This is a genomic window from Streptococcus sp. Marseille-Q0941 (assembly GCF_943736975.1).
GTDB lineage: Bacteria > Bacillota > Bacilli > Lactobacillales > Streptococcaceae > Streptococcus.
Map to the genome: position 1 here is coordinate 581,249 of NZ_CALSFO010000003.1, position 22,580 is coordinate 603,828.

Sequence of the window (22,580 nt, forward strand, 5' to 3'; positions counted from 1 at the left end):
TTATTATATATTGTATTTAACCTCTACAACTTGGCAACGTCGTCTGAAAGAAGAAACCAAGGTAACAGATAGCTCATATCACCCTTTCCGCCTGCAAAACCAGTATGCTGACGGTAAGACGAGCTGTACTACAACTTCTTCAGGTATTATGAATCTGACTGCGGAAGATTTATCATTCAGGATCCGATTGGGTTGTTTTGTGGGGAGAATCTATATCAATTTGCCTCTAACTCTCAAATGTGGATTGATCCACTTGGATTGAATCCATTCAATCGAATCACGGGACAGACTGTACAACGTGCAACTGACCTGTCGACTCTCCGCCCAGGAATGCAAGGATGGAAAGATGCACTAACAGCAATTGGCAATGGAGCAGTTTTAAGTCTAGGTGGTGATACTTCAGTCAGGCTAAAGCACAGGCAAGGGAGGTGGCAAAGGCAGGTGCTTGTCTTGGAAACTGTAAAAGTGCAAAAAAGCCTCATCACGGATATAGAATTACGATAAAAGAACGGGGCAAATAATGGAATATGGTATCAGCGGAGCAACTAGAACAAAGGCAGATTATTTTAAAATAAAAAATAATTCGCCGAGGATTCGAAGTAAATTGAGGGTTAAGTATGGTAGCAATCCTAATTATGCAGGCTTAGTAATGTTTGATGGACTACCAAATAGAGAAGCAGCTTTAGCGTAGTAAGGGCTTATAAAGCTACTCATAATGGGCTTCCTCCTCCTATGCAACGATTGCCTAAATGATAATTAACAAAATTATCTTGCCTCGCAAAGATTACATAAAATATAAAACATTAGCCAAGGATGTTTGCTATATCAGAATTTTATTTGGAATCCTTACTAAATCTCCTATGTAAAGAAGGCTTAAACGATGATTAAAGAAATTCGCTTACCGCTCAAAGATTACGCAAAATATAAAAACATTAGCAAAGGAATGTTTGCTATATCAGAACTATATTTGGTATCTCTACCAAAATTTGATTCAAAAAAAGTTTTTAAATGTAATATTTTCTTGTGTGAGGACCGACAATTTCCAACCAAAGCGAAAATACTGGGTTTTGCTATATCGTACCAATTTTTTGATTTTAAAAAATATCTTTCTTTAAATGAGGAAGATAGAAAGTTCATGGTATTACAAGTTATTCATCAGGGAATGCTAGATATTGCTGATGATTACAATTGGGATACGGAACCGTTGGAAGAAGCTTACCAAAGTTGCTTAACCTCCGTTCTAACCTTTAAAAGACAAATCAAAAAGCGCAAGCTAAGTCCGAACAGAAAACAATATTTGTCTTTATGGGCATATTGCGATCAACACTACTTTAAAATTACTTGGACAACATCTGATAAAAAAGGGGAAATAGTTAAGCAGGGTACATTACTGACAGAACAGCCATCTTATATCGATATATGGTATAGCTTGAATTTTCATTGGATAGACGACGAACATTTTATTGTTGAGTCCAATTACAAAGGGTTGATTTCAGATACTTGGGAAGTTGATATCTCGAATGGTGCTGTCCTCGCAACTAACAGGTTTTAGCCTGCGTGAAACTTCCAATTTTGACGTGGCGTGTGTAGCAAGCCGTAGCCAGCACAAAACCTTCAGTTTTGACGTAGGGTATGTGCAGTACACACGTACGCGGTTTCCCCTATCACTCCCCCATCAACGAAGATGGAGAAATCGACCAACACCCCTACTACTTCCACTGCGACCAAATCGGCATCCAAAGAGAGATGAGACTCCGACAGAATGGGGAATAATTCATTCATCCCCAAAAGAAGCTCTTATTGTTCCTGCATTGCCTGATATAACATAAATTCTATATTTTATTGGAGAAATTAATTATGATAAAACAAGAAATTATTTTAAGTATGCAAAGGGCTTTTCTTGGAGCAATTTGTAACAAAGTCAGACTTATTGCATTTGATATGACCGAAGAATTATTTGCTCTTTATGTATATATTGACTCACCACTGACAGATAATGAGTATGAAGCAATAGATAGTGCAGTTACAGATGTATTGGCTGACTTTCCAAATTTTCTATATGAAAAAATATATATTATTGAAAATAATGATAATATTCTTTCATTAAATATGTACAAAGGATGTTTTTTTATGAGATTTGAAAATCAATCTGATTAAATAAGGCGTTGTAAAAACAGATTCTTTGGGAACTCCATTTGCACAAAATGCCACTGCGTCAGATGCAGACTTGTTAATTAAGGGAAGTGATCCTGCAAATGTTGCCATACCTTATAATGTAGAAAGTAAGACATGAAAAAAAACAATCTAATTTTATTAATTAAAAATCAAATGTCAGATAACCAAAAAAATGAAAATGCTTTACATTTAAATACACTTTTACTAAGCTCGATAGAAAATCCAAGTATAGATAATGATTGTTTTATAGAATTATTTAGCTATTATTCTAACATATCCCAAGGAGAAGTAAGTGAACTATTTAATTTACTACAATCTTTAACCAAGAATGAAATCAATATCATTTATGATTTTTTAGAATACATTTCCAAGTTTATCAAAGACTTAGGACTATATTGTGAATTTGAAAAATTTCTTATAGAGGTAAAATATATACAAGAAAGAAATTATCTAGAGGAAAAAATTGGGTCTACTTTTCCAGTTTTCAAGGTTGATAAAAATAACATCATAAGTTTTGATGATAGTGATAACTCTTATATATATTCTATAATGCAACTATCTACTAAAACTTGGATTGAGATAACATACGATGATTTTCTCTCAATACTTGAATCACTAGAGTGGCAAGCCTTTACTAATAAGGCTATATTATATTTTACTCCTTGCTGTTTAAAATATATTTTTTCTAATTTATCTAAATTTCATTTATATGGTTATGTTGTTGACTTTTTATATATTGCCCTAAGAAACCAAAGTACGATATTTAACACTAGTCAAATCAACTTAATTATTGATTTTTTAAAATTAATCCAAAATTTTAACCAAGAAATTAGTGTTGAAACACAAAAAAGAATAACAAGTACTATTCAACTTTATTTATAACTTCCGAGTCGCAAGGCCATACTTTCCCCACCGCCACCAATCCTGGAGCTAAAACTTGAAATTTTGTAGGAGAACACCAACCTAATACTGGCTTGCTACGAGGAAATGAGTCTCAAGATCTGTATCCTCAATGTTTAAAATGTAGTCAAATACAAGGAGGGGTAGTGGGGAAAATTAAGCGGCAAGCTAAAAAGCTAGGTATCCATCCTAGAGGTCACTACTTATCTTTATTAAAAAAGCACAAGAAGAAGCAGCAAACTCTGAACCTCCAAGTGTATGTTGATTGCTGCCTTTTAATATCAACTATAGTTTTTTCTTGAAGTAACTTTAGTTAGCTAAAATTTAGATTTTTTATACAGAAAGGTTTTGCAATGAATTTTTTTAAAACACATAATATTGACACTTATGGTGGTCCATTAGTTATGTTACCAAAATCGGATGCCAATATATGGCAGGGCTGTGTAGATTTAAAACCAAAAGAGCATTATTCTTTAGCTTGCTCTCAGCATAACTATTTATCTGTTTTAGCTGTAGAAGGCGTACAAACTATTATTTTAGGAGACGAACCTTTACCAACTTTTGCAGTACACAAACTAGATGCTAGTGAAATTTTTATATTCAGAGCTTATTGGATTAATGATGAATCACACATTGACACTCATATAAAAAATATAGTGGATGGTCATCATAAATATCAGCCATTAGAAGAAACATCAATTTTCATTAATGATGTTGAATGGGTTATATTTGATAGTGCTTTCACTTTTAAAGATAAAGAAGATAGTATAGAAGTAAAATTTACTCATAAAAATTGCTTGTATAAAATCCAAACGTATTTGTACGAAGCATCTGATATTTCTTTTTTAATTCACTCATTTAAATACTATAACGAACTATAGCCTAAAACACTCATTTTATAGATAAGGTGTAGTGCTGATTGTATGCGTTTCACCTTTTTAGCAAACTGCAGCCTGTATAACATGCCGGTTTAATATGTATGGTACGTTCCAGCAGCACGCACGCGTTTTTATCTATTATTATTTCAGCATAGATTCTCCATGGCATTCAAAAAAATCGCCCGTAAAAGCAGTGACTTCAAGGTCGTCTTTACCGTACCCGATTTCTGCTGGTCGCCTCCGCCCGCTTCCCCTTCCGGGCCGTAAAGGGGTAAAGAGCCGTACCGCCACCAAACCGGCCTGGCCGATGCGCCATTCTTCCTCGGTTAAAATCCGCAAACGCTATATCGTGCGCACCGGCGATATGTTCCATTTGAACGACAAGTTCAGTAAAAGACTCCCCTGTCGAATCTGACCAAGATCCGATTAGGTCGCTAGGGAGCTTTAGCCTTTATCAACTTACATCGAATACGCATTGAACATTCTACAAAATTAAGAGAAACACAAGCTTCAAATGATGAAATTCTTAAAGCGGATTTAGAGTTTTATTTAAAACAATCGAGTTTAAAAATTGTATTCAACCTACTTTTAAAGTAAAATATTCTTATATACGACGACAATGATGAAATAGTTTTAGAGTTATTTATAAATCGAGAGATTTCAAAAGGAATGGTTGACATATCTGACTCAAGAGGATATTCTTTTTTCAAAGACATAGAAATAAATATTTGCCATGAAACTATTCGTTATTTGGAAGAATGAATGTATGATTCTATAAAGGATATTACTAACGTTTAACTGAAGAAAGTGCGAATTGTTACATTAAGATCCTACAGTAGTTAGCAAGGTTATTTAAGGTAATTAAAATGAAAAAGCTTTTTTTAAATTTAGAAGTAATTGATGGTTATCCTCCAGTATCTATGGAAAGCGTTTGGGCAGAAGTGACTGAGGAAGGCAATTTTAAAATAAATAATATTCCTTTTTATAGCAAAGAAATCTCTTTTGGTGATATTGTTAGCGTCATACAAACGGAAGAAAATTACTTATTATATGATAAAACCATCATTCATAGTAAAAATAGTACATTGCGGATTGTTTTCTTTAATGAAAATCAGAAATTTAAAGATAAAATATTAACGAAACTAAAGGATCTTGGATGTGAGTCTGAAGCATTTAATGTCAATTTCTATGCAATAAACATACCCATTCAAGTAGATATAGAAGAAATCTATATTTTCTTAGATGAGTTTGTGGAAACTGATGATTTAGATTATGACACAGGGTATTTGGCACAATAATTTGTATAAGCTATAACTTGCGTAATAGAAATTTTAAGACTATGTGAAGGCAGACATCTATTACAGGAGACCCAATATGAAAAAAACTGATTATTTTTGATTTAAAGAATGTCCTATATGTGATGGACAAGGAAGATTAATTATTAAAAAAACATTAACTTTAATAAGTTATTTTTCTGTTGCGATGAGTGTATGAGTTGTTGGAAAAATGAAAATGTCTGGTTGGGTTACTCCTGCTTCGTTAGCTAAGAAAATTAATAAATTAAATGGTAAATAAATTATGAAATCAATTTTAAGTTCAATTTTATCTCTAATAGTATCCTCTTCTTCTAATTTACCTTATGTTTCACATTACTCTTATGATTTTCAACATGGCTGGTTAAATATAGTTGTATCAGAATATAATAGTCAAAAAACTTGCGGAGATATAAGGATCAGTAATAATGAGTTACAATATAAGCTTTTTTGTGGGAAAGAAAATGGAAAAGGAATGATCCCGTTAAGTAAAATAAAATTCAAATATGAGAAAGATATTTTTTCTGCCCAAAGTATTATAAGTGGAAAAATATTTTTTTCAGTTAAATGTACACAAGAGCAATACAGATATATAGAAAAGTATCTTATTTTGTAATATGACCGCACGCTTTCACTAATTTTAATGGAGATTACAATATGAATAGCTTAAAAATTTTAGGGTGGGACAAAAAACCTAAAACTTTGTATAGATATATTAAAGAAGGAGATATTTTTGCATTCCAAATAAAAATAGACCTATTTGGTTTTGGCCGTATTTTAGCAAAAAATCCATTAGGTGTATCTGCAGAGATATTTGATATCTTTCAACCCCATCCGGATGATTTATTTAAAAATTATGATTATGATAAACCATCTATACTGTTTATAACAATATTAGATGCACATTCTTTATTCCAAGAAAAATTAGATACTGAATGGCGCATCATTGCTAAAGATACTGATTATGATAATCCTTATACTGATATTTATACATCTGTTAACCCTATCATGAAAATTATGCATAATCCTGATTTTTCTAAAAAGATAGAAATTACAAAAGAAGAGGCAGTTTCTACAATAAAACAATTCCCTTGGAAAGATGAGTTTCCACGTCATCATTACCATATATTAGAGTTACTTATTAAGTGTAAACCTGAATTATTCACATTTCCTTTATTAAACTTTATGGGATTTGAAAAGTTTATTTCAGATACTCTTTCTAAATCTAAAAAATAATAAAGTTAGTAGCCTTAAATTAGCTCAAGACATAACAAAATAATTAAGGTCGTCTAAAATACATTTTCATAAGGCCTTTCCCATATGCATTATTTTTTATTAATTCGACTACAACGCCAACAGCCAACTCATCGCCAATCATCAATGGGAAGTGCCGAACGCACGAACCTTTGGCACAAGTACGCAACTGGACCAACGAAGAGGACCATTAATCCAAACATCTCAAGTACAAGCCATATTCAATTAAGTTGGTCAATTAGTTTCAATTCGGGGGAAATTTAAATGAATAAAAAGTATAAAGTCAGTCCTAAATATATCAGACTTTTTCTTGGACTATTACACGAAGGTATAGATAGCAAGCTTAAAGACTTATCAGGTCTGAATTTGGTTAATCGAGATAGTGTAAAGAGATTAGTCAAAGAATATCTGTACCCCGAGTATCAAAATTTTACAATATCAACCCAATTCAGAATTAAAGAAAGTTTGAGATTTGGATTAAATTTCTGGACAGAAGAACGACTACATGATCAATTTCCTAGTACCGACGCAGCCTTTGAAATACCTCAACAAATGACCGCAAAAGAACTTTATAAGCAAATTTGGGATGATATGTTTAATAATGAAGATATCACTATTTCTGATATAACAAAATATCAGGAATCGAACCAAAATTAGCAATCCGTAGCCCGTACGAAACCTCCAATCCTGACGTGGGGCGTGTGCGGTACGCACGCAGGCGGTTTCGCCTGTCTAAACCACATCAGCGAAGACAGCGAAAGCTGACGACAAAACCGCTACTTCCACTGTTACCAAATCGGCATCCCGTGCGAGATGACCGATAAGGACGGCAATTTGTTGTAGTTCGGCAACTACACCGACTGGGAAAATCACTACAAATGTAAAAGTTATCTAACATAATGGTAATCAAAAAGGTAAAGTGTAGGAAATGACAGTGTCAGACAGGATTTTTGAAATTGCCGTAGAGAATATTGGAAATATAGATCCAGAAAAGAGTTAAGACGTAGAGACCTAAAAGCAGGTAAGTCTTATTAGTTTAATAAGGAGTATTTATGTTAAACAAATTTGTTTTAGAGCAGTTAATTGCTTTCTTTCAAAAAAATCCAGTCGCTCAAGGAAAGCCAACAACTGATGATGAGGTCCTCAATGTAGAGAAATCACTTAATGTTAAGTTAGATGAGGATTTTAAAGAATTTACAATGAGATTTGGTGGGTGTGTCGTTAGGGATGCTCAAATATATGGAATACATAATTCCGAATTTCTTGGGGAAGATACAATTATTGATTTAAATAAAGAATTTTCCGATTATCTTAAAGATGGCAAAAGTAATTTAATAATTGGCACCGATGGCTGGGGAAATCCTATTTATATTTCCCCATCTAAAACGGTAATGATTTACAATCAAGACACTGATGAATTGCTAACTTTAGCAGCTAATTTTTCAGATTATTTAGAGAAAATTCTTAAAAAACAAATTTAGCAAACTATTTAAATTCAAACCATTTCAGACGGTCTCTATACCTCTTTGAGGTAGTTGAAAACCAGTATGCCGACCGTGAAACGGGGCTGCATTACAACTTCTTCAGGTATTATGAGCCTGATGCGGGTAGGTTTGTGAATCAGGACCCGATCAAGCTTTTGGGCGGGGATAATCTTTATTTTTTTGCACCGAAGCCCCTAAATTGGTTGGACGAATTAGGTCTAAGAAGCCGATAGCTTCGCAATATGCTAAAAAATAAAGATAAACAATTAGCCCAGTATATGGTAGATCCGTTTATCAAGACGATAGAATTATTGATTGGGCAAAATCAGACATATGCAAAATGTATAAAGATGGAGCTGCTGCTCAAGGTACTGATGGGAAAAGTATACAGTTGCATCATGTGGAAGGAAAAGAACCTGGCCCCATGTTAGAAATATTAGCCTCTATACATTTAAGCTTTAAAAAACAAAGCAATGAAAAAAGTATATATAACCTACTACACCCTTATGTTAAACCAGGGCATCAATCGTTTCGTAGAAATCCAAATTTAAATGCTAGTTATGAGAACTTTTGCAAAGAACACTGGAAGAAACGTGCATAAGAAGAATCTGGATAATTTCTATTATTTTTTACTAAAGGAGACTATATTATGAAAGAAATCTTTAAACAATATAAACTGCCAACATCTTATTTAGAATTCCTTGATAAATATAAAGATGGGCTTTCTCAAATATTATATAATTCAGAGGATGATATAAATTTTGATGAAGCATTGTTTTATGACTTATGGAGTAAAGAAACTCTTTTTGAATGTACATTTTCAGATGGCCCAAATTATCAAATTCCATTAAATATTATTAATGAAATAATTATAGACTTTAAAGAACCAGATTATTTTAATGAAAAGATAGTTAAAAATATGTTTGCAATAGGTCTACAAGATTCAGGATTTTTATGTTTTAATCCAGAGGATAACTCTCTTTGTGTTTTATATCCTGATGGATTTATAACGACAATTGCTTCGTCATTTGATTTCTTTATCAATAATATCAAGGAATAATTAACAAGCAAGCCGCGCAGTCCGTACAAAACCTCCAATCCCGACGTAAAGTGTGTGCGGTACGCACGAATCCTTGGCACAGGTACACAACTGGACCAACGAAGAAGGCGAAAGCGGCCAATAAATCCACTACTTCCACTGCGGCAAAATCGGCATCCCAAGAGAGATAACCGATAAAGACGGCATCCTCTTGTGGTTCGGCGAATACACCGCATGGAAAAATCACTATACATGTAAAAGTTATCTAACATAATGGAGATAAATATGCCCTTCCTGAAAATCCCCTACAGAGATTACCCTAAAGAAGGATTGTTCAAAAAACTTTATCGAGAAAACATCTATAAAATAGAGGAATTTAAAGATGAATTTAAGTATTACGAATATACCCCAATAGAGAAAATTATTATTGATGAACATAATTTAGTACCATTCATCTTTTTTTCACCAGAAGGAATAAATTATTTAATGCCTAAAATTTTTGATAGCATCAGTAATGGCATTAGAAATGATGATATCCCAGTAAATATAGAAGAATTTATTATAAATATACCTACAGCAGAAAACATCACTCATGCTTTAAGTCTCTTAAAAAAAGATGAGCTTATAATTCTAAAAAAGTATTTAGAAAAAATATTATTTGGGGACTCATCAAATTTGATACAGCAAATAGGTGAACATTATTTATTCAGAAGTATTGAATATCTCGAAAAATTAATAAATAATTCCTAAATCTACTTATTATTTTGTTAATCGAATACATAAGCTAAGGTTTCTAAAAAAATAGGCGTAGATTGGTTAAAAATCTAACAATCTTGCAAGGTCGTCTAAAAGAGGAAACCAAGGTAACGGATAGCGCATACCAACCCTTCCGCTTACAGAACCAGTATGCTGATTGCGAGACGGGGTTGCATTACAACTTCTTCAGGTATTATGAGCCTGATGCGGGGCGGTTTGTTAATCAGGATCCGATTGGGTTGTCGGGTGGGGAGAATTTTTATCAGTTTGCACCTAATGTTCAAGGATGGATTGACCCATTGGGGTTAGCAAAAAATAGAGGAAGCGTTCAGGCACAAGGAACACATTTAGAAGAATCTGTTTCTTGGGATACAGATAAGCCTGTTACTGTAAAAGATGTTCAAGATAAACTCGAAGAACTAAAAAGAAAACTCTCAAAGAGAGATCTAAAAGATAGAGAAGATGCTTTTAAGAAAGCCAAAAATTTTATAGAAAATGGAAACAGTTGCAATGGATTAGATGCCCCTATATCAAAAACTTTCATGGTAAAAAGAACTAAACATGAACGTGTTAATATTGAAATTATTTCAGAAAGAATTGACCCAAATTCTTAAATATTTGGAAAGTTTAAACATGATGAATAAATATGAAAAATGGTATGAGAATGTTGATGAATATAGTAAATTAGAACAGTATATTGAAAATATATTTGTAAAATTACTTAATATAAATTCAATCAATAGAGAAAAATGGATTTTTCCATACTTCAAAACTACGTATTCTGATGGCACGTCATTTATGGATGGGAATCCCATTTTTTCAGCACGAGCTCCCAATGAAAAAAAAATTATAAAAATCATTGTAGATGATAATTATGATGCTATATATGATTTTAATAGTTCATTTGATAAAAATTTACTGTATACAGTGATAGTTCCTATTAAATTAATTGATAATATAGAAGTTTTAATAACAAGTTTTCTACTATCAGAATAGCAAGCCGTAGCCCGCACAAACCTTCAGCCCTCCGGACACAGGGTAAACTCGCCAGCCGCTAGGAACTCGGTCCTTTGAGGCCGTCTAAAAGAGGAAACCAAGGTAACGGATAGCGCTCACCAACCCTTCCGCCTGAAAACCAATATGCCGATTGTGAAACAGGGCTGCATTACAACTTCTTCTGGTATTATGAGCCTGATGCGGGTCGGTTTGTGAATCAGGATCCGATTGGGTTGTTGAGGGACTAAAGAAGACCTTAACTCTAATATAGTTGGTGGATTAGGCTCCATCAGCAATCCTACAACTCTTAAAGAATCTATCATAAAAGCTAATGGAGGAGTAGCAAATGCAACAACTGCTTTGCCTAGAAAAAGATGAAATTGATATTAATGACATTTTGAATTTTAAAATTACTACTACTGAGGCTCAAGAAAACAGAGAAGCTCATTTGACAGGTTTACTTGGTAATAGTGCAATGGGAATATCAAGTATGGAAACTACTATTTACAATGACAATGAATTAAATATTATTTTATTTCAGAAACTAGCAGGATCAAAATATTCTGGGAAATTAGACAAAAGTATTATTATTGGCAAAAATATTAGCAAAGTTACTTTTGGCTCTATAAGGAGAATTATATGGTATAACTAGCCTAGACGGAATCAAACTCCAATAAACCTTGTAAAATGTAAAAGGGTTATCTGAAATACATTTTTAGATAACCTTATCCCCAAAATAGGGAGCACCCCATGACCGTCAATAAAATCGCCCGTAAAAGCAGTGACTTCAATGTTGTCTTTACCGTACCCGACTTCTGTTGGCGCCACCACCCGCTCCGCCTGCAAAACCAGTACACCGACCGTGAGACAGGGCTGCACTACAACTTCTTCAGGTATTACGAGCCAGAGGTTGGGCGGGGAGAATCTTTATTGGTTTGCTCAAAGTGCAAGCAATTGGATAGATCCATTAGGCTGGATTTATTGGAAGAAAGGCACCCCTAAGTCCGCTAACTGGCGTTTACCAAAAGATGGAACATGGACAGGTAGCTCTATTGGACATGCATTAAGTGATATTCCAGATAATGCAAAAATTAAATTTGAAATAGTTTAGATTATAGAAAGGTAGAAATCATGTTTTCTGATTTATTAAAATTGAAGAATTTATCCAAAGAACAGCAAACAAAAGCTATATCTTTAAGTAAGAAATTTAGCTCAACGAATAAAACTGACTTGGAAAAAGCAAATAATTTATTATTTAGCTTATTCTGCTCAGATCGGCGTGAAGGGGTGGATATATGCTTAAAAGTCCTAACTGGTTTAAAATTTAATGGTAATTTTAATTTGTGGGCATTTATTCAGCCGAGCTATTGTCTTAAGTATTATTTAACAACCGATGAAAGTGATAAAGAAGAAATTACTAGGATGTTACGCGAAGATGTTAAATCTAAGTGGCATGATGATGATGAGCATCAAGAATTTATACAAAAAATTCTTGATGGTGAACTTGTACAGTCCGCACAAGAAGAACTTGATAGATATATAGATGATGGAATTAAAGAGGAATATATTTGGCGTGTAAATTTACTTATAGAATATTTATATGTGTTGGCTTTGGGTGCAACGGGGTCATTGAATAAGTCTGCTGTTATGGACGAAATTAAGAAGAATCTAGTTAGATTAAGAGAAATTAACAAGCAGTAGCCCGCATGAAACTTTCAATATTAAAGTGGGTGTGTGTGCGTTACGCAAGCGGTTTCGCCTGTCTAAACCACATCAACGAAGACGACGAACACCGTCATTAAACCCACTACTTCCACTGCGACCAAATCAGCATCCCGTGCAAGATGACCGATAAGGACGGCAACCTTTTGTGGTTAGGCGAATACACCGCATGGGGTCGTCTGAAAAAGGTCGGGCGGTTTCTGAATCAGGATCCGATTGGGCTGTTGGGTAGAACAAACCTTTATCAATTTGCACCAAATGTGCAGACTTGGGTTGATCTATGGGGTTTAGTTAAACTTGGGGGGTGTTGCTCCCTATGGTTCAAAAAGACATGTAGAGGACAATCTTGATGCTCATGAAATATTAAGAAATGCCTTTCTTAATGATAGCCATTTAACGACAATAAGGAACTAAAGGCAATCCGGCAATGGGGCTTACAAAAGATCTACATAGAGCGGTTCATGATGCAAAAGTTCGGCTAAGGGCTACAAAAAGAATGGGAAGGAAGGAAGGAAGGAAGGAAGGACTATTTAAAACGTGGTAAAGACGAAATTAGAATTATGTATAGATCAATGCAGGAGGTCTTAGTTGAAAATAAAAAAGATATTACACAAAATCAACTAAGACAAATGCGCAAACAGGCAATAAAATTTGCTAAAAAAATAAATGCTATTGAGGAAATTTAAATGTCAAAATTACTTTTTACTTCTTCTAAAACGCCACATAGTATTGGTTATATTGGAGGAGGAGCCGAACATATTCCGTTAGAATTATGGCCTAAAGTTCCAAATTCTGATGCCTATCAAACGCATCTGTTTACTCTTTATTCTGACTTTTTACCTGAAAATGTATTCCCTCGTAGAAATTATTATATCTCTGTTTTTATTTCCATAGAGGAGCATGCACTGGGAGGAGTAAAAGACTCTATTTCATCCAAATATACTGTTAATTGTCAGGGTGATTTAATTTTACTAAATGATGGTTTTAGTTGTGCTGTCCTTTATGAAAGGGAACAAGATATCAATAAGCAAGATTTAGGAAGTATTTCTTTGGAAAGAAAATTTTTTGAAAGACTTGATGAAGTTGATAAAGAAGCAGATGCGAAATACAATGACAATGAACATTTATTCTTTGAAGATAATGGGATGGGATTGGATGTATCCAAAATTTTTGGCAATCCTTATTTTGAGCAAGATATAATATATCCTTCTCCTAAGTTTAATTTTTGCTTGCAATTATTAGAAGAAGATATAGATAAAAAGTTACATATTTTTCAGAATGGTATTGGTTATTTTTATTATGACCAAAATGTTAAGAAAAAACTTCTATCTGGAAGTCAAGCAGGCATTTTCTTTATTCAAAATACTTAATAATTAACATAAAACCTTCTGTTTCAACTTAGCAAGCCGTAGCCTGTATGAAACGTTGGGTGGAGCGAATCTGTGTGCGTTTGCGCTTAATACAAATAAGTGGCTTGATGTCCTAGGTTTAAATAAAAATCTGCCAGCACCATATTGGCCTCCTAATAGAGGCGTTTTAGGTGAAGTGAGGAGCATTACACTTCCGGTTGGCACTCTTGTTGATAGGTATGGTTATTCAGGAGGAACTTTTGTGTCTCCAGTAGGAACACCATACCCTATGAGAGCCTTACCTCCTGGTTCTAATCAAAAGATTTATACCATATATCTAGGGTACTGAAACCAATTAATAATGTAGCTGCATGTAAAGTTATTCCGTGGTTCGGAGAGATTGAATTAGGGACACAGTATGAATTGTCAAAATCTGTTAAATCATATATAGAAGCTGGGCATCTAGAAGAGGTGAAAATAGGAAAATGCTAAAAATTAATGAATTGAATTCATATCTTAAAAGTAAAGGAGTACCAGAAGATAGTTACTCGATCAATGAAGTAAATGATGAATCATTATGTATTATTGAAGAAAATAAAAAATGGCATATATTCTATTCTGAAAGAGGATTGAGAACCGAAGAATATTGTTGCCAAGATGAACATTTGGCAATTCTATATTATATAAATCGGTTATCAAAAATGTTAAAAGTTTCTTTTGAATGAAAAAAAATAAACCGTCAACAAACCCACTACTTCCACTGCGACCAAACCGGCATCCCAAGAGAGATGACCGATAAAGACGGAAACCTCTTGCGGTTCGGCAACTACACCGGCTGGAGGTCGTCTGAAATAGGAAACCAACATAACGCAAACCACGCACCAACCATTCAGGTTGCAAAACCAGTATGCCGACCGTGAGACAGAATTCCACTACAACTTCTTCAGGTGTTAAGAACTCGATTTCCTAGGTCATCTGAAAAAGCAAATCACCACCCTCAACGACCTGGTGGAAGGTGGCAAAGGTAAAAACATACTAATCAGAAAATAATATGAATACTATTTTTAAACTAAATGAAAAATTGGAAAACTTACCCTCTATTTTAAGTATTGAGGATGAATTATTTTTTATAGATAGATTACAAACGTTACCTATTGATGAGATTAGAAAAAATAAAGAAATATTTAAGAGAATTATCTCAGCTATCCAAGAATCTCACCAAGATAACGGGATATTTGAAATAACAGATGAAAATATTAAGATTTTCTTTGAATTTGTTATCTGGATTAGAAATTTAAAAAAACTATATAATCTTGATTTTGAGAAATATATAGATGGGTTAGATACAAATTTTGATGGTTAACAACAAATTTGATCCTCAAATGAAAAAAATATACAGCAAGCCGTAATGTGTAAAACTCGTGGAGAAAATAAAGGATTTACATTAAGAGAATTAAATCCACCGGGGCGAAAGTTTGTGTGTATTAACAAAGGAGTAGATACAGAGAGATAGCATCAATCTTCGTTTTAAATATAGGGAGTTAAGAAACAAAATGCTACAGATAGTTATTGATAATTTGGAAGCTTTAAAATTAGACCATTCTCGTTTTAGTGTACAAAAGAATTATTTTAATAGTGAGATGATTTCTATTACTTTAATATATTCTTTACCCGATAAGATTGGAGAGTTTACCATTTGGAATGATTTGAGTATGGTGAAGGAGTGGATTGATTATGAGACAGAAAAGATAATTTGTTTAGAAAGAAAGGAATTTGATACTTTAGAAAATTTAATAAATGATTTATATCTATTTATTGAGGAATACTGTTAAACGAACTAGATCTACCACTTCACTCAAATTGGCAAATAAGTTAACATAGAAGTCGTCTGAAAGAGGAAACCAACATATCCGGAACTGCTCACTAGCCCTTCCGATTTCAAAACCAGTACGCCGGCCGTGAAACGGGGCTACACTACAACTTCTTCAGGTATTATGAGTCTGATGCGGGTCGGTTTGTGAATCAGAACCCGATTGGGTTGTTGGGTGGGGGAGAATCTATATGCGTTTGCGCCAAATACTCAAACTTGGGTTGACTTTTTAGGGCTTGAAAAAATAATAACGAAAGGAGTTATTTATCGATCAAGTTCAAATAGTAATATCAATTTAACTCCTCGCCCTGGTAAAGATACTACTACTGGTTTATCTGCATCTTTAGATAAACAACCTAGTAAATGTCAAGCTATTTATGTACGTAAACTTCAAGGAAGTGGGCTTGAGGCAGTCAATGATCATGGACGACACGTTTCCATTCGTCCTACGATCCCAATAAATCAAAGCTTGTTGAATGGGCTAATACTCGTGAAAATGCTTCTACAAATCCATCTATCTATACTCAGAAACTACAACAAGCAATCCCACAGAATAATACTAGTTCCAGATCATATCGGTTGGTATCTCGTGGGAGTGGCAGAATGGGGTGTGTAACTTGCAAGCAAAGTCCAACTCATCGATTCACTATAAATAATCTATATCAGTAAACTGGATACAAAACTATGGAAGATTTAAATAAAAATGTTTTAGATTTAATGAATAATTACTCACAAATACTAAGTCGAAGAAATGAAGTTTACAAAGCATCATTTTTTCAATTAAATAATCAGCCAAATAAAAATCATGAGCTAGGCATTTCTATTTTATTAAAAGAAGAACTACTAAATGAAAAAGACATTGATTTATTTAATATCATATTAAAATATGAAGAAAAAGAACCTATAAACATCTATATTCATGAAGTTAGTATTTGTACATCTGATGGAATCATATATTTAGAATTTTCTAATATGATGCTTTTAAAGAAAGATTTTATTCGTTTCCTTAGATTATTTTTAGATGAATCCATAAGACTATATAAAAAAATGTAATTTTGTATCTTACCTCCTAGTAAAACTTAGATTAGATAAGTATTCAACAAAGCATTAAGATGTATAAATAAACTATCAGACGACCCTATTGGACAACAACTTGCTAATGAATTAAATACTACAGTTAAAGCGCCAAATGAATATCTTTGATTTTCAAGTAACGGGAAATCAACACCTTAAATATCATGTAAACAACATCCAGAAAGGAATGAGAAAATGACTAATTGCATATCAACAGGTAGTATTTATTGGATTTCAGATGAAGAAATTCATATTTTCGAAGAGAAGGCCACTAATGGAGATAAAAACTCAGCATTTAAATTGTATCAATATCATATGTTTGTATCTTTAGATCAAGATTTGGAATTTAAATGGCTAGAGATCGCGGCAAAAAATGGACATCCAATTGCCCAATTCAATTTAGCTGATTTATTTTTCACACAAGGCAATAAAGAAAAAGCCATATTTTGGGCTAATAAGGCACATAGAAATGGTGCCAAACTACCAGAAGAATTAAAAATACTAATAAATATCAGTTAATTAATAAGTTTGAGCAGATTATCGTTACGAACCTATAACTTCTGGATGAGGATCAAGTAAGTCGTCTATAATCCCGACGTAGGGTGTCCGATAACGATAGCCCTACAGTTCAAGACAATAGTCTTAAAGAATATAACGGCAGCAGCTATTCCTACGACCACTTCTGCAACTACATCGGCTGGGGTCATCTGAAAGAAGAAACCAAGGTAATGGATAGCGCATACTAGCCCTTCCGCCTGCAAAACCAGTATGCCGACCATGAGACGGGGCTACACTGCAACTTCTTCAGGTATTAAGAGCCTGATGTGGGTCAGTTTGTGAATCAGGATTCGATTGGATTGTGGGTTTGGTAGAATCTGTATCAGTTTGTGCTGAATACGCAGGCGTGGATAGATGTTTTGGGACTTGCTAAAAAAGAGCCTTTAGGCAATGGTAATTTCGTCAGATTTTAAGAAACTATAATATTGATATTAATGATCCTGCCAATAGGATTGCTGCAGGTCATCCTCGCCCTCATAATGAAATGCATAATAGAAAATTTCATGAAAAGGTATGAGATAAATTAAAAAATGTAGTAGAAACTATGAAGAATAGAGGACGTAGAAAAAAGCAATTAGACGTGCTTTGAGACGTGCCCTAAGTCAGATTGGTAAAAAATGTAATACTTAAGGATTTAGCAAGATGAATTATTCTAATGATATATTTGAAAACTTAGTTGCTACAATCGAAGAAGCAACATGTCAGGCGGCTATAGATTTGTTCAATTCGACAAATGAAACTTTTTACTTCTTCGTGTTAAGTACCACAGGAGAGGCACTGGCTCCTTTTGTGAGTGCTTGGTCATATGAAGCGCTAAAACAACAAAGCATTGCTCAAAATTGGGATGCTTACGATATTGCAGATTTTAAATGGTCTTCGATAGATAGTCCTTACTTAGAATTTGGCTCACAATATTTTCATCAAGTAAACCAAGCTTTCTTAGATCGTATTGATATTTACTCATTAAAAACAGAAGAAGAATATGAAAAAGAATTTAATTTCCGGATTAATGCGATGGAGGAAGCACTTCATCGGTGTGACATAAAGGGAATATTCTCCTTAAATCAAGCTCGTTCAGAAATTATGATTAATGTTGAAATATTACCACCTGATTATACAAATACTATTCGTGCGAAAAAATTAAATCCTATTGAATCAATCCAAATTTGGTTAAAAGAAGCTGCTGAAACTGTAGAATAATTAACTTTTTTTGATAGTAAGCAAACCGTAGCTCCGCATAAACCTTCAATTCTGATGTTAGGTGTGCGCGGTTTTGCCTACCGCAACCATATCATAATCGAACACAGCCAACCCGACGGCGTGTACGAGATTTACAAGAAAGCTTAAAAAAACGTTTGAGTAAGTCCATATCTGTTGGAAGATGTACTTCTACCAACTCGCCCAAACGATTAGATTAGGAGGATATTATGAAAAAATTACTAGTATGGGGATATGCCCTACAAAGCATGGATAAAGCAGCAAAAATGGGGTTACCACGTGTAAGTAGTGGTGTTCTAGGTATATCAGAGGAATTCAACCCTAAAAAAACACATCCTGATTTTGACTTTCCATGGAGTTGGTTCGTAAAGGGACAAGAAATTCCTCCAATGCCTGAAAAGGTTTATGTCTGCTTAAAGAAAGCAAGAGGTGTTACTTTTGATTTTCTTCCATATAATGATTTCTTTATCATGTCAGCGCGTTTTTTGGAATTTATTAAAAAATACGGGTTTGATCATGATTTTGGAATGAGTAAAGCAATTATTGTCAATACAAAAGGGGAGTTATTGACGAACGAAGTCTATTATTTAGTAAGAATAGTTGATTGGGAAATTCAGGATGAAATTGTTTACCCAGATTTAGCATTAGATGAAGATAATTTTTCACTGGAGGCATATATTAATTCAGATAAAGATATTTTATTGTCTACCAATTATAATTATTCAGGAGCATTTATGGTGTCAGAAAATTTAAAAGAAAAAATATTGGAAAACTTTTCTTTGCCTTTTCTTTATTCTTTGGAAGACTGGAAGGAATTAAATAATTCAGACTTTTTTTAGGATTAATATAAATCAAAGAAGTGTTGGATAAACTTTTTCCATCCCAACATCTACTCCCTCTCCCGTTGGAGAAGGCTGATAAGAGGGTAACAAGATGGATGAAATGACGTCTAATGAACAAAGCTCAAGCAGATAGATATATGAGCAAGCAATTAACTAGAATTGGTGGTAAGTTTTTTGGAAAATACGGGTCACGTAGAAAATATTAATAGAGAATGATTGATGTCAAAATTTCTATGAAAGGAAAATCAAAATGAATATTTTAAGTAATTCTATAATTCAAGATTTAATTCAAAATGTATATAAAGGAGTTACAGATACATTTAACTATGTATTAGAGAGATATAATTCTAATGATGTTTTTGCTTACTCATTATATATTGATGACTATTGTTCATATCTGGGGTGGGCTGCTAACACTATTTCTCATTACAAAGAATTAAAGAAGAATCTGCCAGTTGAAGAACATTCTTTTGTAAAATGGTATTATTCAGAATTTGAAATAGGCACAGGTGAAGTCCCCGAAGAAATTGATAAAATATTTAACCAAAATATTCAAGAAATTTTAGATAATATTCAAAAATTATTAGATGAAGATTTTGAAGTTGTTCAAGCAAATGTATATGATGCTATTATCGAAGGATTTAAATTAGCATTAACTGAGATGGATAAAAATAAGATAAAAAATATAATATTTTTTGTGTCTATTGCAGATAGTGATAATACTGAAATTATGGAAAATTATTCTGCTGAGCAATTAAATTCATATGAAAAGTTCATTACGTTCAAAAACAGATTTCAAAATTAAATTTTATTATTTTTGAAATAAGAACTCAAGAAATGGCTATCTAAAAATTCTTAAATATATTAAACGAAGAGGAAAATTACCCCCTGGTAATAAATGTAAACACTAACAAAAGGAAAGAATATGTTATTTGCAACCTGTGATTATCCATCATGGACAAAAGTAGATAAAATTTGTGATGAGTTTTATGGAGTAGAACCAATTATTAAAAAATATCCTATACCATTTTCTATTGGGTTTTGTTTTAGATGCTTGGAGAAGGATAGTGGTTGGAAATCAAAGTCTAGATTTTCTAAAAAGGATAATGATTTAGGATTTGATATTGTCGTATATGAGGAGGATTTTATTCCTATTAAGAAAGATATTAATGCTCAAAAAATAATTATTGGAACTGAATTCAAAGATTGCTTTTTTAATACAATGAAAAAATATGAAAAAAAGTTCCCAGAATTAAAGGAAGTTAATCCTAAGTTTCTTTTAGAAATGGAAAAATGGCTCATCGAAAATCAATGGATTGAACCTATTGAACAAGCGTAAGTTGGTTTGAAGCCAACCAAAATTTAAGGTCATCTGAAAAAGGAAACCAAGGTAACGTATGTCGCACACCAACCTTTCCGTCTGCAGAACCAGTATGCTGACCATGAGACAGAGTTCCACTACAACTTCTTCAGGTACTATGAGCCTGATACGGGGCGATTTGTGAATCAGGATCCGATTGGGTTGTTGGGTGGGGAGAATCTATATCAGTTTGCGCCGAACGTGCAGGGATGGGTTGATATTTTTGGTCTATATAATGCTCAGAAATGTGCATCAATTGCAGCTAGAATAGAAAATCTTAAATACGAAATATACGTAAAACGTATTCACGCACTTGAGAGTAATCCAAATAATTTACCGTGGCGAATTGGTCCAGGAGAAGCTCTTAGAGATACTGTCCGAGGTCATGTAGAGCTACTGAATGCTGCGTATAGTAAACTAGCTAAAGCCGAAAAAGAGTGGGTTGATAATGGTTGCGACAAACCACTTCCTCCTTCTTCTCCCGTAACAAAATGCACTAATTGCTCCACTGAAGAGAAACCATCTACTAATAATGATGCTTTAACAGCAATCGCCCTTGTTGGAACTGTTGTGCTAGTTAGTGTTTATATATATTCAACGGTGGGAGTATGTGGTGCTTTTGTGGTAGGAGGAAGTCTCGTAGGAGCAATGTGAAGTTTAATATTGATATAGGAGCATGATAGTTATGAGCAATAGTGATTTTTATATACAAAATATGATTGAAGCTTCTTTAGAACAAGAAGATTTCAGCCAAATAATTATACTACTAGATTCACTACCATCTAAAAATATACGTAGAGCATTGTATTTATTATCAGAAATATTCCCAAATAAAATAGAAATTACTGAGAATGAATTTAAATTTATTAAATATATATTATCCAATAATAAATTTATAGTAGTTCAAAGCATCTCTGATTTTCTGAGAGCAATATCTATACTCAACTTTAATGACCTACAAAAACAGGAAATTGCTGATTTGATTTTTCAAAATCTAAATATTTTAAGCAAAAATTGTGATTTTGAGTTAAATGTACTAATAACAAAATTAATAGAACCCAATAAATTTTTTATGCAAGTTGAGAAAATTAAAAATAATTTAGATGATTATTCAAGAAAATATTTATTAGATTTTATTTTTTATGAGAAAGAATATCTTGAAAATGGCTTTAATGAAGATGAAATAAATGATTTCATAAAATTTTTGAGCAATCCTAGATAAAATAGCAAGTCGTAGCCTGCATGAAACCTCCAATTCCGCCTTAGCGTGAGTGCGGTACGCACGAATGCGGTTTAGCTGTCTAAACTACACCAACGAAGACGGAGAAAGCCACCAACAAACCTACTGCTTCCACTGCGACCAAATCGGCATCCCGCGCGAGATGACCGATATCCATGGTAATCTCTTATGGTACGGCGAATATACCGCCTGGGGTCATCTGAAAAAAGATGAGAGGGTTTATAAGGATACGCATCCCAAGAGGCCCTTATAAAAAATTCGTCTCAAGAATAACTATAACATCCATCTAATACAAAAATCGCCTTATATTCTTCTTGTTATTGAGGATATTGATGCCTTTAAAACTGGAGCTATTAACCTCTTTCATGACTTACTTGATCCTGATAAAAAGTATCTGATTTATCGTGATTTTATCAAAACATATCGCAATATGACTCCGATTGAAAAAATTGAATTTTTCAAAAAGAAGACCGTCAAGGAAATCGTAGCAAAAAAATAAGCTGTGGTATATATTTAGTGATGAGACAACGCTATGAGAAAAACACTTTTTGG

The 22,580-nt window shown here is 33.4% G+C and carries 39 protein-coding genes and 3 pseudogenes; 41 read left to right on the plus strand and 1 reads right to left on the minus strand.

From position 1 onward, the window contains the following. Positions 1-174: 174 nt before the first annotated feature. The 33 genes and pseudogenes from NGI26_RS04895 to NGI26_RS05045 all read left to right on the plus strand — a co-directional run bounded on the left by NGI26_RS04895 (position 175) and on the right by NGI26_RS05045 (position 17,329). Entirely contained in the window at positions 175-504 is a 330-nt protein-coding gene (locus NGI26_RS04895) for an RHS repeat-associated core domain-containing protein (protein ID WP_251937216.1), read from the plus strand. Positions 505-880: 376 nt separating this feature from the next. Continuing rightward, the gene (locus tag NGI26_RS04900; protein WP_251936842.1) at positions 881-1,552 is read left to right on the plus strand and encodes a hypothetical protein; all 672 of its coding nucleotides are present in this window, start codon (positions 881-883) and stop codon (positions 1,550-1,552) included. A gap of 80 nt (positions 1,553-1,632) precedes the next feature. Continuing rightward, on the plus strand, positions 1,633-1,773 hold the full coding sequence (locus NGI26_RS04905) for a hypothetical protein (protein ID WP_251936845.1): 141 nt from the start codon (positions 1,633-1,635) through the stop codon (positions 1,771-1,773). Positions 1,774-1,857: 84 nt separating this feature from the next. Continuing rightward, positions 1,858-2,157: a MafI2 family immunity protein gene (locus tag NGI26_RS04910; RefSeq protein ID WP_251936847.1), complete on the plus strand. Its 300-nt coding sequence runs from the start codon at positions 1,858-1,860 to the stop codon at positions 2,155-2,157. Positions 2,158-2,289: 132 nt separating this feature from the next. Then, complete coding sequence (locus NGI26_RS04915; protein WP_251936850.1) at positions 2,290-3,057, plus strand: hypothetical protein; 768 nt, start codon at positions 2,290-2,292, stop codon at positions 3,055-3,057. Between the two features lie 371 nt (positions 3,058-3,428). After that, a complete protein-coding gene (locus tag NGI26_RS04920; protein ID WP_251936854.1) occupies positions 3,429-3,956 on the plus strand; it encodes an Imm21 family immunity protein in 528 nt (175 codons plus the stop codon). Between the two features lie 863 nt (positions 3,957-4,819). Then, on the plus strand, positions 4,820-5,251 hold the full coding sequence (locus NGI26_RS04925) for a DUF4265 domain-containing protein (protein ID WP_251936857.1): 432 nt from the start codon (positions 4,820-4,822) through the stop codon (positions 5,249-5,251). Positions 5,252-5,531: 280 nt separating this feature from the next. After that, on the plus strand, positions 5,532-5,882 hold the full coding sequence (locus NGI26_RS04930) for a hypothetical protein (RefSeq protein WP_251936860.1): 351 nt from the start codon (positions 5,532-5,534) through the stop codon (positions 5,880-5,882). 41 nt (positions 5,883-5,923) lie between these two features. Beyond that, complete coding sequence (locus NGI26_RS04935; protein ID WP_251936863.1) at positions 5,924-6,502, plus strand: Imm26 family immunity protein; 579 nt, start codon at positions 5,924-5,926, stop codon at positions 6,500-6,502. Positions 6,503-6,784: 282 nt separating this feature from the next. Beyond that, entirely contained in the window at positions 6,785-7,177 is a 393-nt protein-coding gene (locus NGI26_RS04940; RefSeq protein ID WP_251936866.1) for a hypothetical protein, read from the plus strand. A gap of 395 nt (positions 7,178-7,572) precedes the next feature. Next, complete coding sequence (locus tag NGI26_RS04945) at positions 7,573-8,001, plus strand: SMI1/KNR4 family protein (protein ID WP_049512641.1); 429 nt, start codon at positions 7,573-7,575, stop codon at positions 7,999-8,001. A gap of 71 nt (positions 8,002-8,072) precedes the next feature. Further along, positions 8,073-8,237 (plus strand): annotated as a pseudogene (locus tag NGI26_RS04950) (RHS repeat-associated core domain-containing protein); the annotation flags it as partial. 107 nt (positions 8,238-8,344) lie between these two features. After that, positions 8,345-8,605: an HNH/ENDO VII family nuclease gene (locus NGI26_RS04955; protein ID WP_251936869.1), complete on the plus strand. Its 261-nt coding sequence runs from the start codon at positions 8,345-8,347 to the stop codon at positions 8,603-8,605. A gap of 48 nt (positions 8,606-8,653) precedes the next feature. Beyond that, entirely contained in the window at positions 8,654-9,064 is a 411-nt protein-coding gene (locus NGI26_RS04960) for a hypothetical protein (protein WP_251936872.1), read from the plus strand. Between the two features lie 166 nt (positions 9,065-9,230). Continuing rightward, positions 9,231-9,317: a hypothetical protein gene (locus NGI26_RS04965; RefSeq protein ID WP_251937221.1), complete on the plus strand. Its 87-nt coding sequence runs from the start codon at positions 9,231-9,233 to the stop codon at positions 9,315-9,317. Positions 9,318-9,328: 11 nt separating this feature from the next. Further along, entirely contained in the window at positions 9,329-9,793 is a 465-nt protein-coding gene (locus tag NGI26_RS04970; RefSeq protein WP_251936876.1) for a hypothetical protein, read from the plus strand. A gap of 62 nt (positions 9,794-9,855) precedes the next feature. Further along, positions 9,856-10,413 carry an RHS repeat-associated core domain-containing protein gene (locus tag NGI26_RS04975; RefSeq protein ID WP_251936879.1) on the plus strand — a complete coding sequence of 186 codons (558 nt, stop codon included), beginning with the start codon at positions 9,856-9,858 and terminating at the stop codon, positions 10,411-10,413. 19 nt (positions 10,414-10,432) lie between these two features. Further along, positions 10,433-10,795 carry a hypothetical protein gene (locus tag NGI26_RS04980; RefSeq protein ID WP_251936882.1) on the plus strand — a complete coding sequence of 121 codons (363 nt, stop codon included), beginning with the start codon at positions 10,433-10,435 and terminating at the stop codon, positions 10,793-10,795. Positions 10,796-10,959: 164 nt separating this feature from the next. Next, positions 10,960-11,043 carry a hypothetical protein gene (locus tag NGI26_RS04985; RefSeq protein ID WP_251937224.1) on the plus strand — a complete coding sequence of 28 codons (84 nt, stop codon included), beginning with the start codon at positions 10,960-10,962 and terminating at the stop codon, positions 11,041-11,043. Positions 11,044-11,141: 98 nt separating this feature from the next. After that, on the plus strand, positions 11,142-11,447 hold the full coding sequence (locus NGI26_RS04990; protein ID WP_251936887.1) for a hypothetical protein: 306 nt from the start codon (positions 11,142-11,144) through the stop codon (positions 11,445-11,447). A 479-nt stretch (positions 11,448-11,926) separates the two neighbouring features. Next, positions 11,927-12,496: a DUF6707 family protein gene (locus NGI26_RS04995; protein ID WP_251936890.1), complete on the plus strand. Its 570-nt coding sequence runs from the start codon at positions 11,927-11,929 to the stop codon at positions 12,494-12,496. A gap of 116 nt (positions 12,497-12,612) precedes the next feature. Then, positions 12,613-12,867 (plus strand): annotated as a pseudogene (locus tag NGI26_RS05000) (RHS repeat domain-containing protein); the annotation flags it as partial. A gap of 336 nt (positions 12,868-13,203) precedes the next feature. Continuing rightward, entirely contained in the window at positions 13,204-13,887 is a 684-nt protein-coding gene (locus NGI26_RS05005; RefSeq protein ID WP_251936913.1) for a hypothetical protein, read from the plus strand. 175 nt (positions 13,888-14,062) lie between these two features. Beyond that, a complete protein-coding gene (locus NGI26_RS09255) occupies positions 14,063-14,215 on the plus strand; it encodes a TNT domain-containing protein (RefSeq protein ID WP_353505218.1) in 153 nt (50 codons plus the stop codon). Then, positions 14,200-14,358, plus strand: a complete 159-nt coding sequence (locus tag NGI26_RS09260) for a glycohydrolase toxin TNT-related protein (RefSeq protein WP_353505221.1) — start codon at positions 14,200-14,202, stop codon at positions 14,356-14,358. Before NGI26_RS09255 ends, NGI26_RS09260 begins: the two co-directional genes overlap by 16 nt. Beyond that, on the plus strand, positions 14,352-14,591 hold the full coding sequence (locus tag NGI26_RS05010; protein ID WP_251936916.1) for a hypothetical protein: 240 nt from the start codon (positions 14,352-14,354) through the stop codon (positions 14,589-14,591). Before NGI26_RS09260 ends, NGI26_RS05010 begins: the two co-directional genes overlap by 7 nt. A gap of 63 nt (positions 14,592-14,654) precedes the next feature. Then, complete coding sequence (locus NGI26_RS05015) at positions 14,655-14,786, plus strand: hypothetical protein (protein WP_251936919.1); 132 nt, start codon at positions 14,655-14,657, stop codon at positions 14,784-14,786. Between the two features lie 131 nt (positions 14,787-14,917). Continuing rightward, complete coding sequence (locus NGI26_RS05020; protein WP_251936922.1) at positions 14,918-15,229, plus strand: hypothetical protein; 312 nt, start codon at positions 14,918-14,920, stop codon at positions 15,227-15,229. 190 nt (positions 15,230-15,419) lie between these two features. Next, on the plus strand, positions 15,420-15,698 hold the full coding sequence (locus NGI26_RS05025) for an immunity protein TriTu family protein (RefSeq protein WP_251936925.1): 279 nt from the start codon (positions 15,420-15,422) through the stop codon (positions 15,696-15,698). Between the two features lie 152 nt (positions 15,699-15,850). Beyond that, positions 15,851-15,961 (plus strand): annotated as a pseudogene (locus tag NGI26_RS05030) (hypothetical protein); the annotation flags it as partial. After that, positions 15,912-16,352, plus strand: coding sequence for a hypothetical protein (locus tag NGI26_RS05035; RefSeq protein ID WP_251936929.1), 441 nt, complete (start codon positions 15,912-15,914; stop codon positions 16,350-16,352). The pseudogene NGI26_RS05030 and the gene NGI26_RS05035, both read left to right, overlap by 50 nt. Before the next feature lie 68 nt (positions 16,353-16,420). After that, positions 16,421-16,789 (plus strand): hypothetical protein, encoded by a 369-nt coding sequence (locus NGI26_RS05040; protein WP_251936932.1) that lies wholly within the window; start codon positions 16,421-16,423, stop codon positions 16,787-16,789. Between the two features lie 216 nt (positions 16,790-17,005). Beyond that, complete coding sequence (locus NGI26_RS05045; RefSeq protein ID WP_251936934.1) at positions 17,006-17,329, plus strand: tetratricopeptide repeat protein; 324 nt, start codon at positions 17,006-17,008, stop codon at positions 17,327-17,329. Positions 17,330-17,394: 65 nt separating this feature from the next. Here NGI26_RS05045 and NGI26_RS05050 read toward each other — a convergent pair whose 3' ends face one another. After that, positions 17,395-17,589 (minus strand): hypothetical protein, encoded by a 195-nt coding sequence (locus NGI26_RS05050; RefSeq protein ID WP_251936936.1) that lies wholly within the window; start codon positions 17,587-17,589, stop codon positions 17,395-17,397. A 185-nt stretch (positions 17,590-17,774) separates the two neighbouring features. Between NGI26_RS05050 and NGI26_RS09315 the strand changes: the two genes are divergently transcribed. From NGI26_RS09315 to NGI26_RS09320, 8 genes are all read left to right on the plus strand, one after another. Then, positions 17,775-17,885 (plus strand): hypothetical protein, encoded by a 111-nt coding sequence (locus NGI26_RS09315; protein ID WP_502961304.1) that lies wholly within the window; start codon positions 17,775-17,777, stop codon positions 17,883-17,885. Between the two features lie 125 nt (positions 17,886-18,010). Next, positions 18,011-18,568 (plus strand): DUF4303 domain-containing protein, encoded by a 558-nt coding sequence (locus NGI26_RS05055; RefSeq protein WP_251936938.1) that lies wholly within the window; start codon positions 18,011-18,013, stop codon positions 18,566-18,568. A 227-nt stretch (positions 18,569-18,795) separates the two neighbouring features. After that, positions 18,796-19,425, plus strand: coding sequence for an Imm43 family immunity protein (locus NGI26_RS05060; protein WP_251936941.1), 630 nt, complete (start codon positions 18,796-18,798; stop codon positions 19,423-19,425). 253 nt (positions 19,426-19,678) lie between these two features. After that, positions 19,679-20,233, plus strand: a complete 555-nt coding sequence (locus NGI26_RS05065) for a DUF4303 domain-containing protein (RefSeq protein ID WP_251936943.1) — start codon at positions 19,679-19,681, stop codon at positions 20,231-20,233. Positions 20,234-20,353: 120 nt separating this feature from the next. Continuing rightward, positions 20,354-20,767, plus strand: coding sequence for an Imm44 family immunity protein (locus NGI26_RS05070; RefSeq protein ID WP_251936945.1), 414 nt, complete (start codon positions 20,354-20,356; stop codon positions 20,765-20,767). Between the two features lie 33 nt (positions 20,768-20,800). Then, the gene (locus NGI26_RS05075; RefSeq protein ID WP_286009844.1) at positions 20,801-21,442 is read left to right on the plus strand and encodes an RHS repeat-associated core domain-containing protein; all 642 of its coding nucleotides are present in this window, start codon (positions 20,801-20,803) and stop codon (positions 21,440-21,442) included. Between the two features lie 31 nt (positions 21,443-21,473). After that, positions 21,474-22,010 (plus strand): hypothetical protein, encoded by a 537-nt coding sequence (locus tag NGI26_RS05080; protein WP_251936947.1) that lies wholly within the window; start codon positions 21,474-21,476, stop codon positions 22,008-22,010. 64 nt (positions 22,011-22,074) lie between these two features. Further along, the gene (locus tag NGI26_RS09320; protein WP_502961302.1) at positions 22,075-22,281 is read left to right on the plus strand and encodes an RHS domain-containing protein; all 207 of its coding nucleotides are present in this window, start codon (positions 22,075-22,077) and stop codon (positions 22,279-22,281) included. The last annotated feature ends 299 nt before the right edge of the window (positions 22,282-22,580 follow it).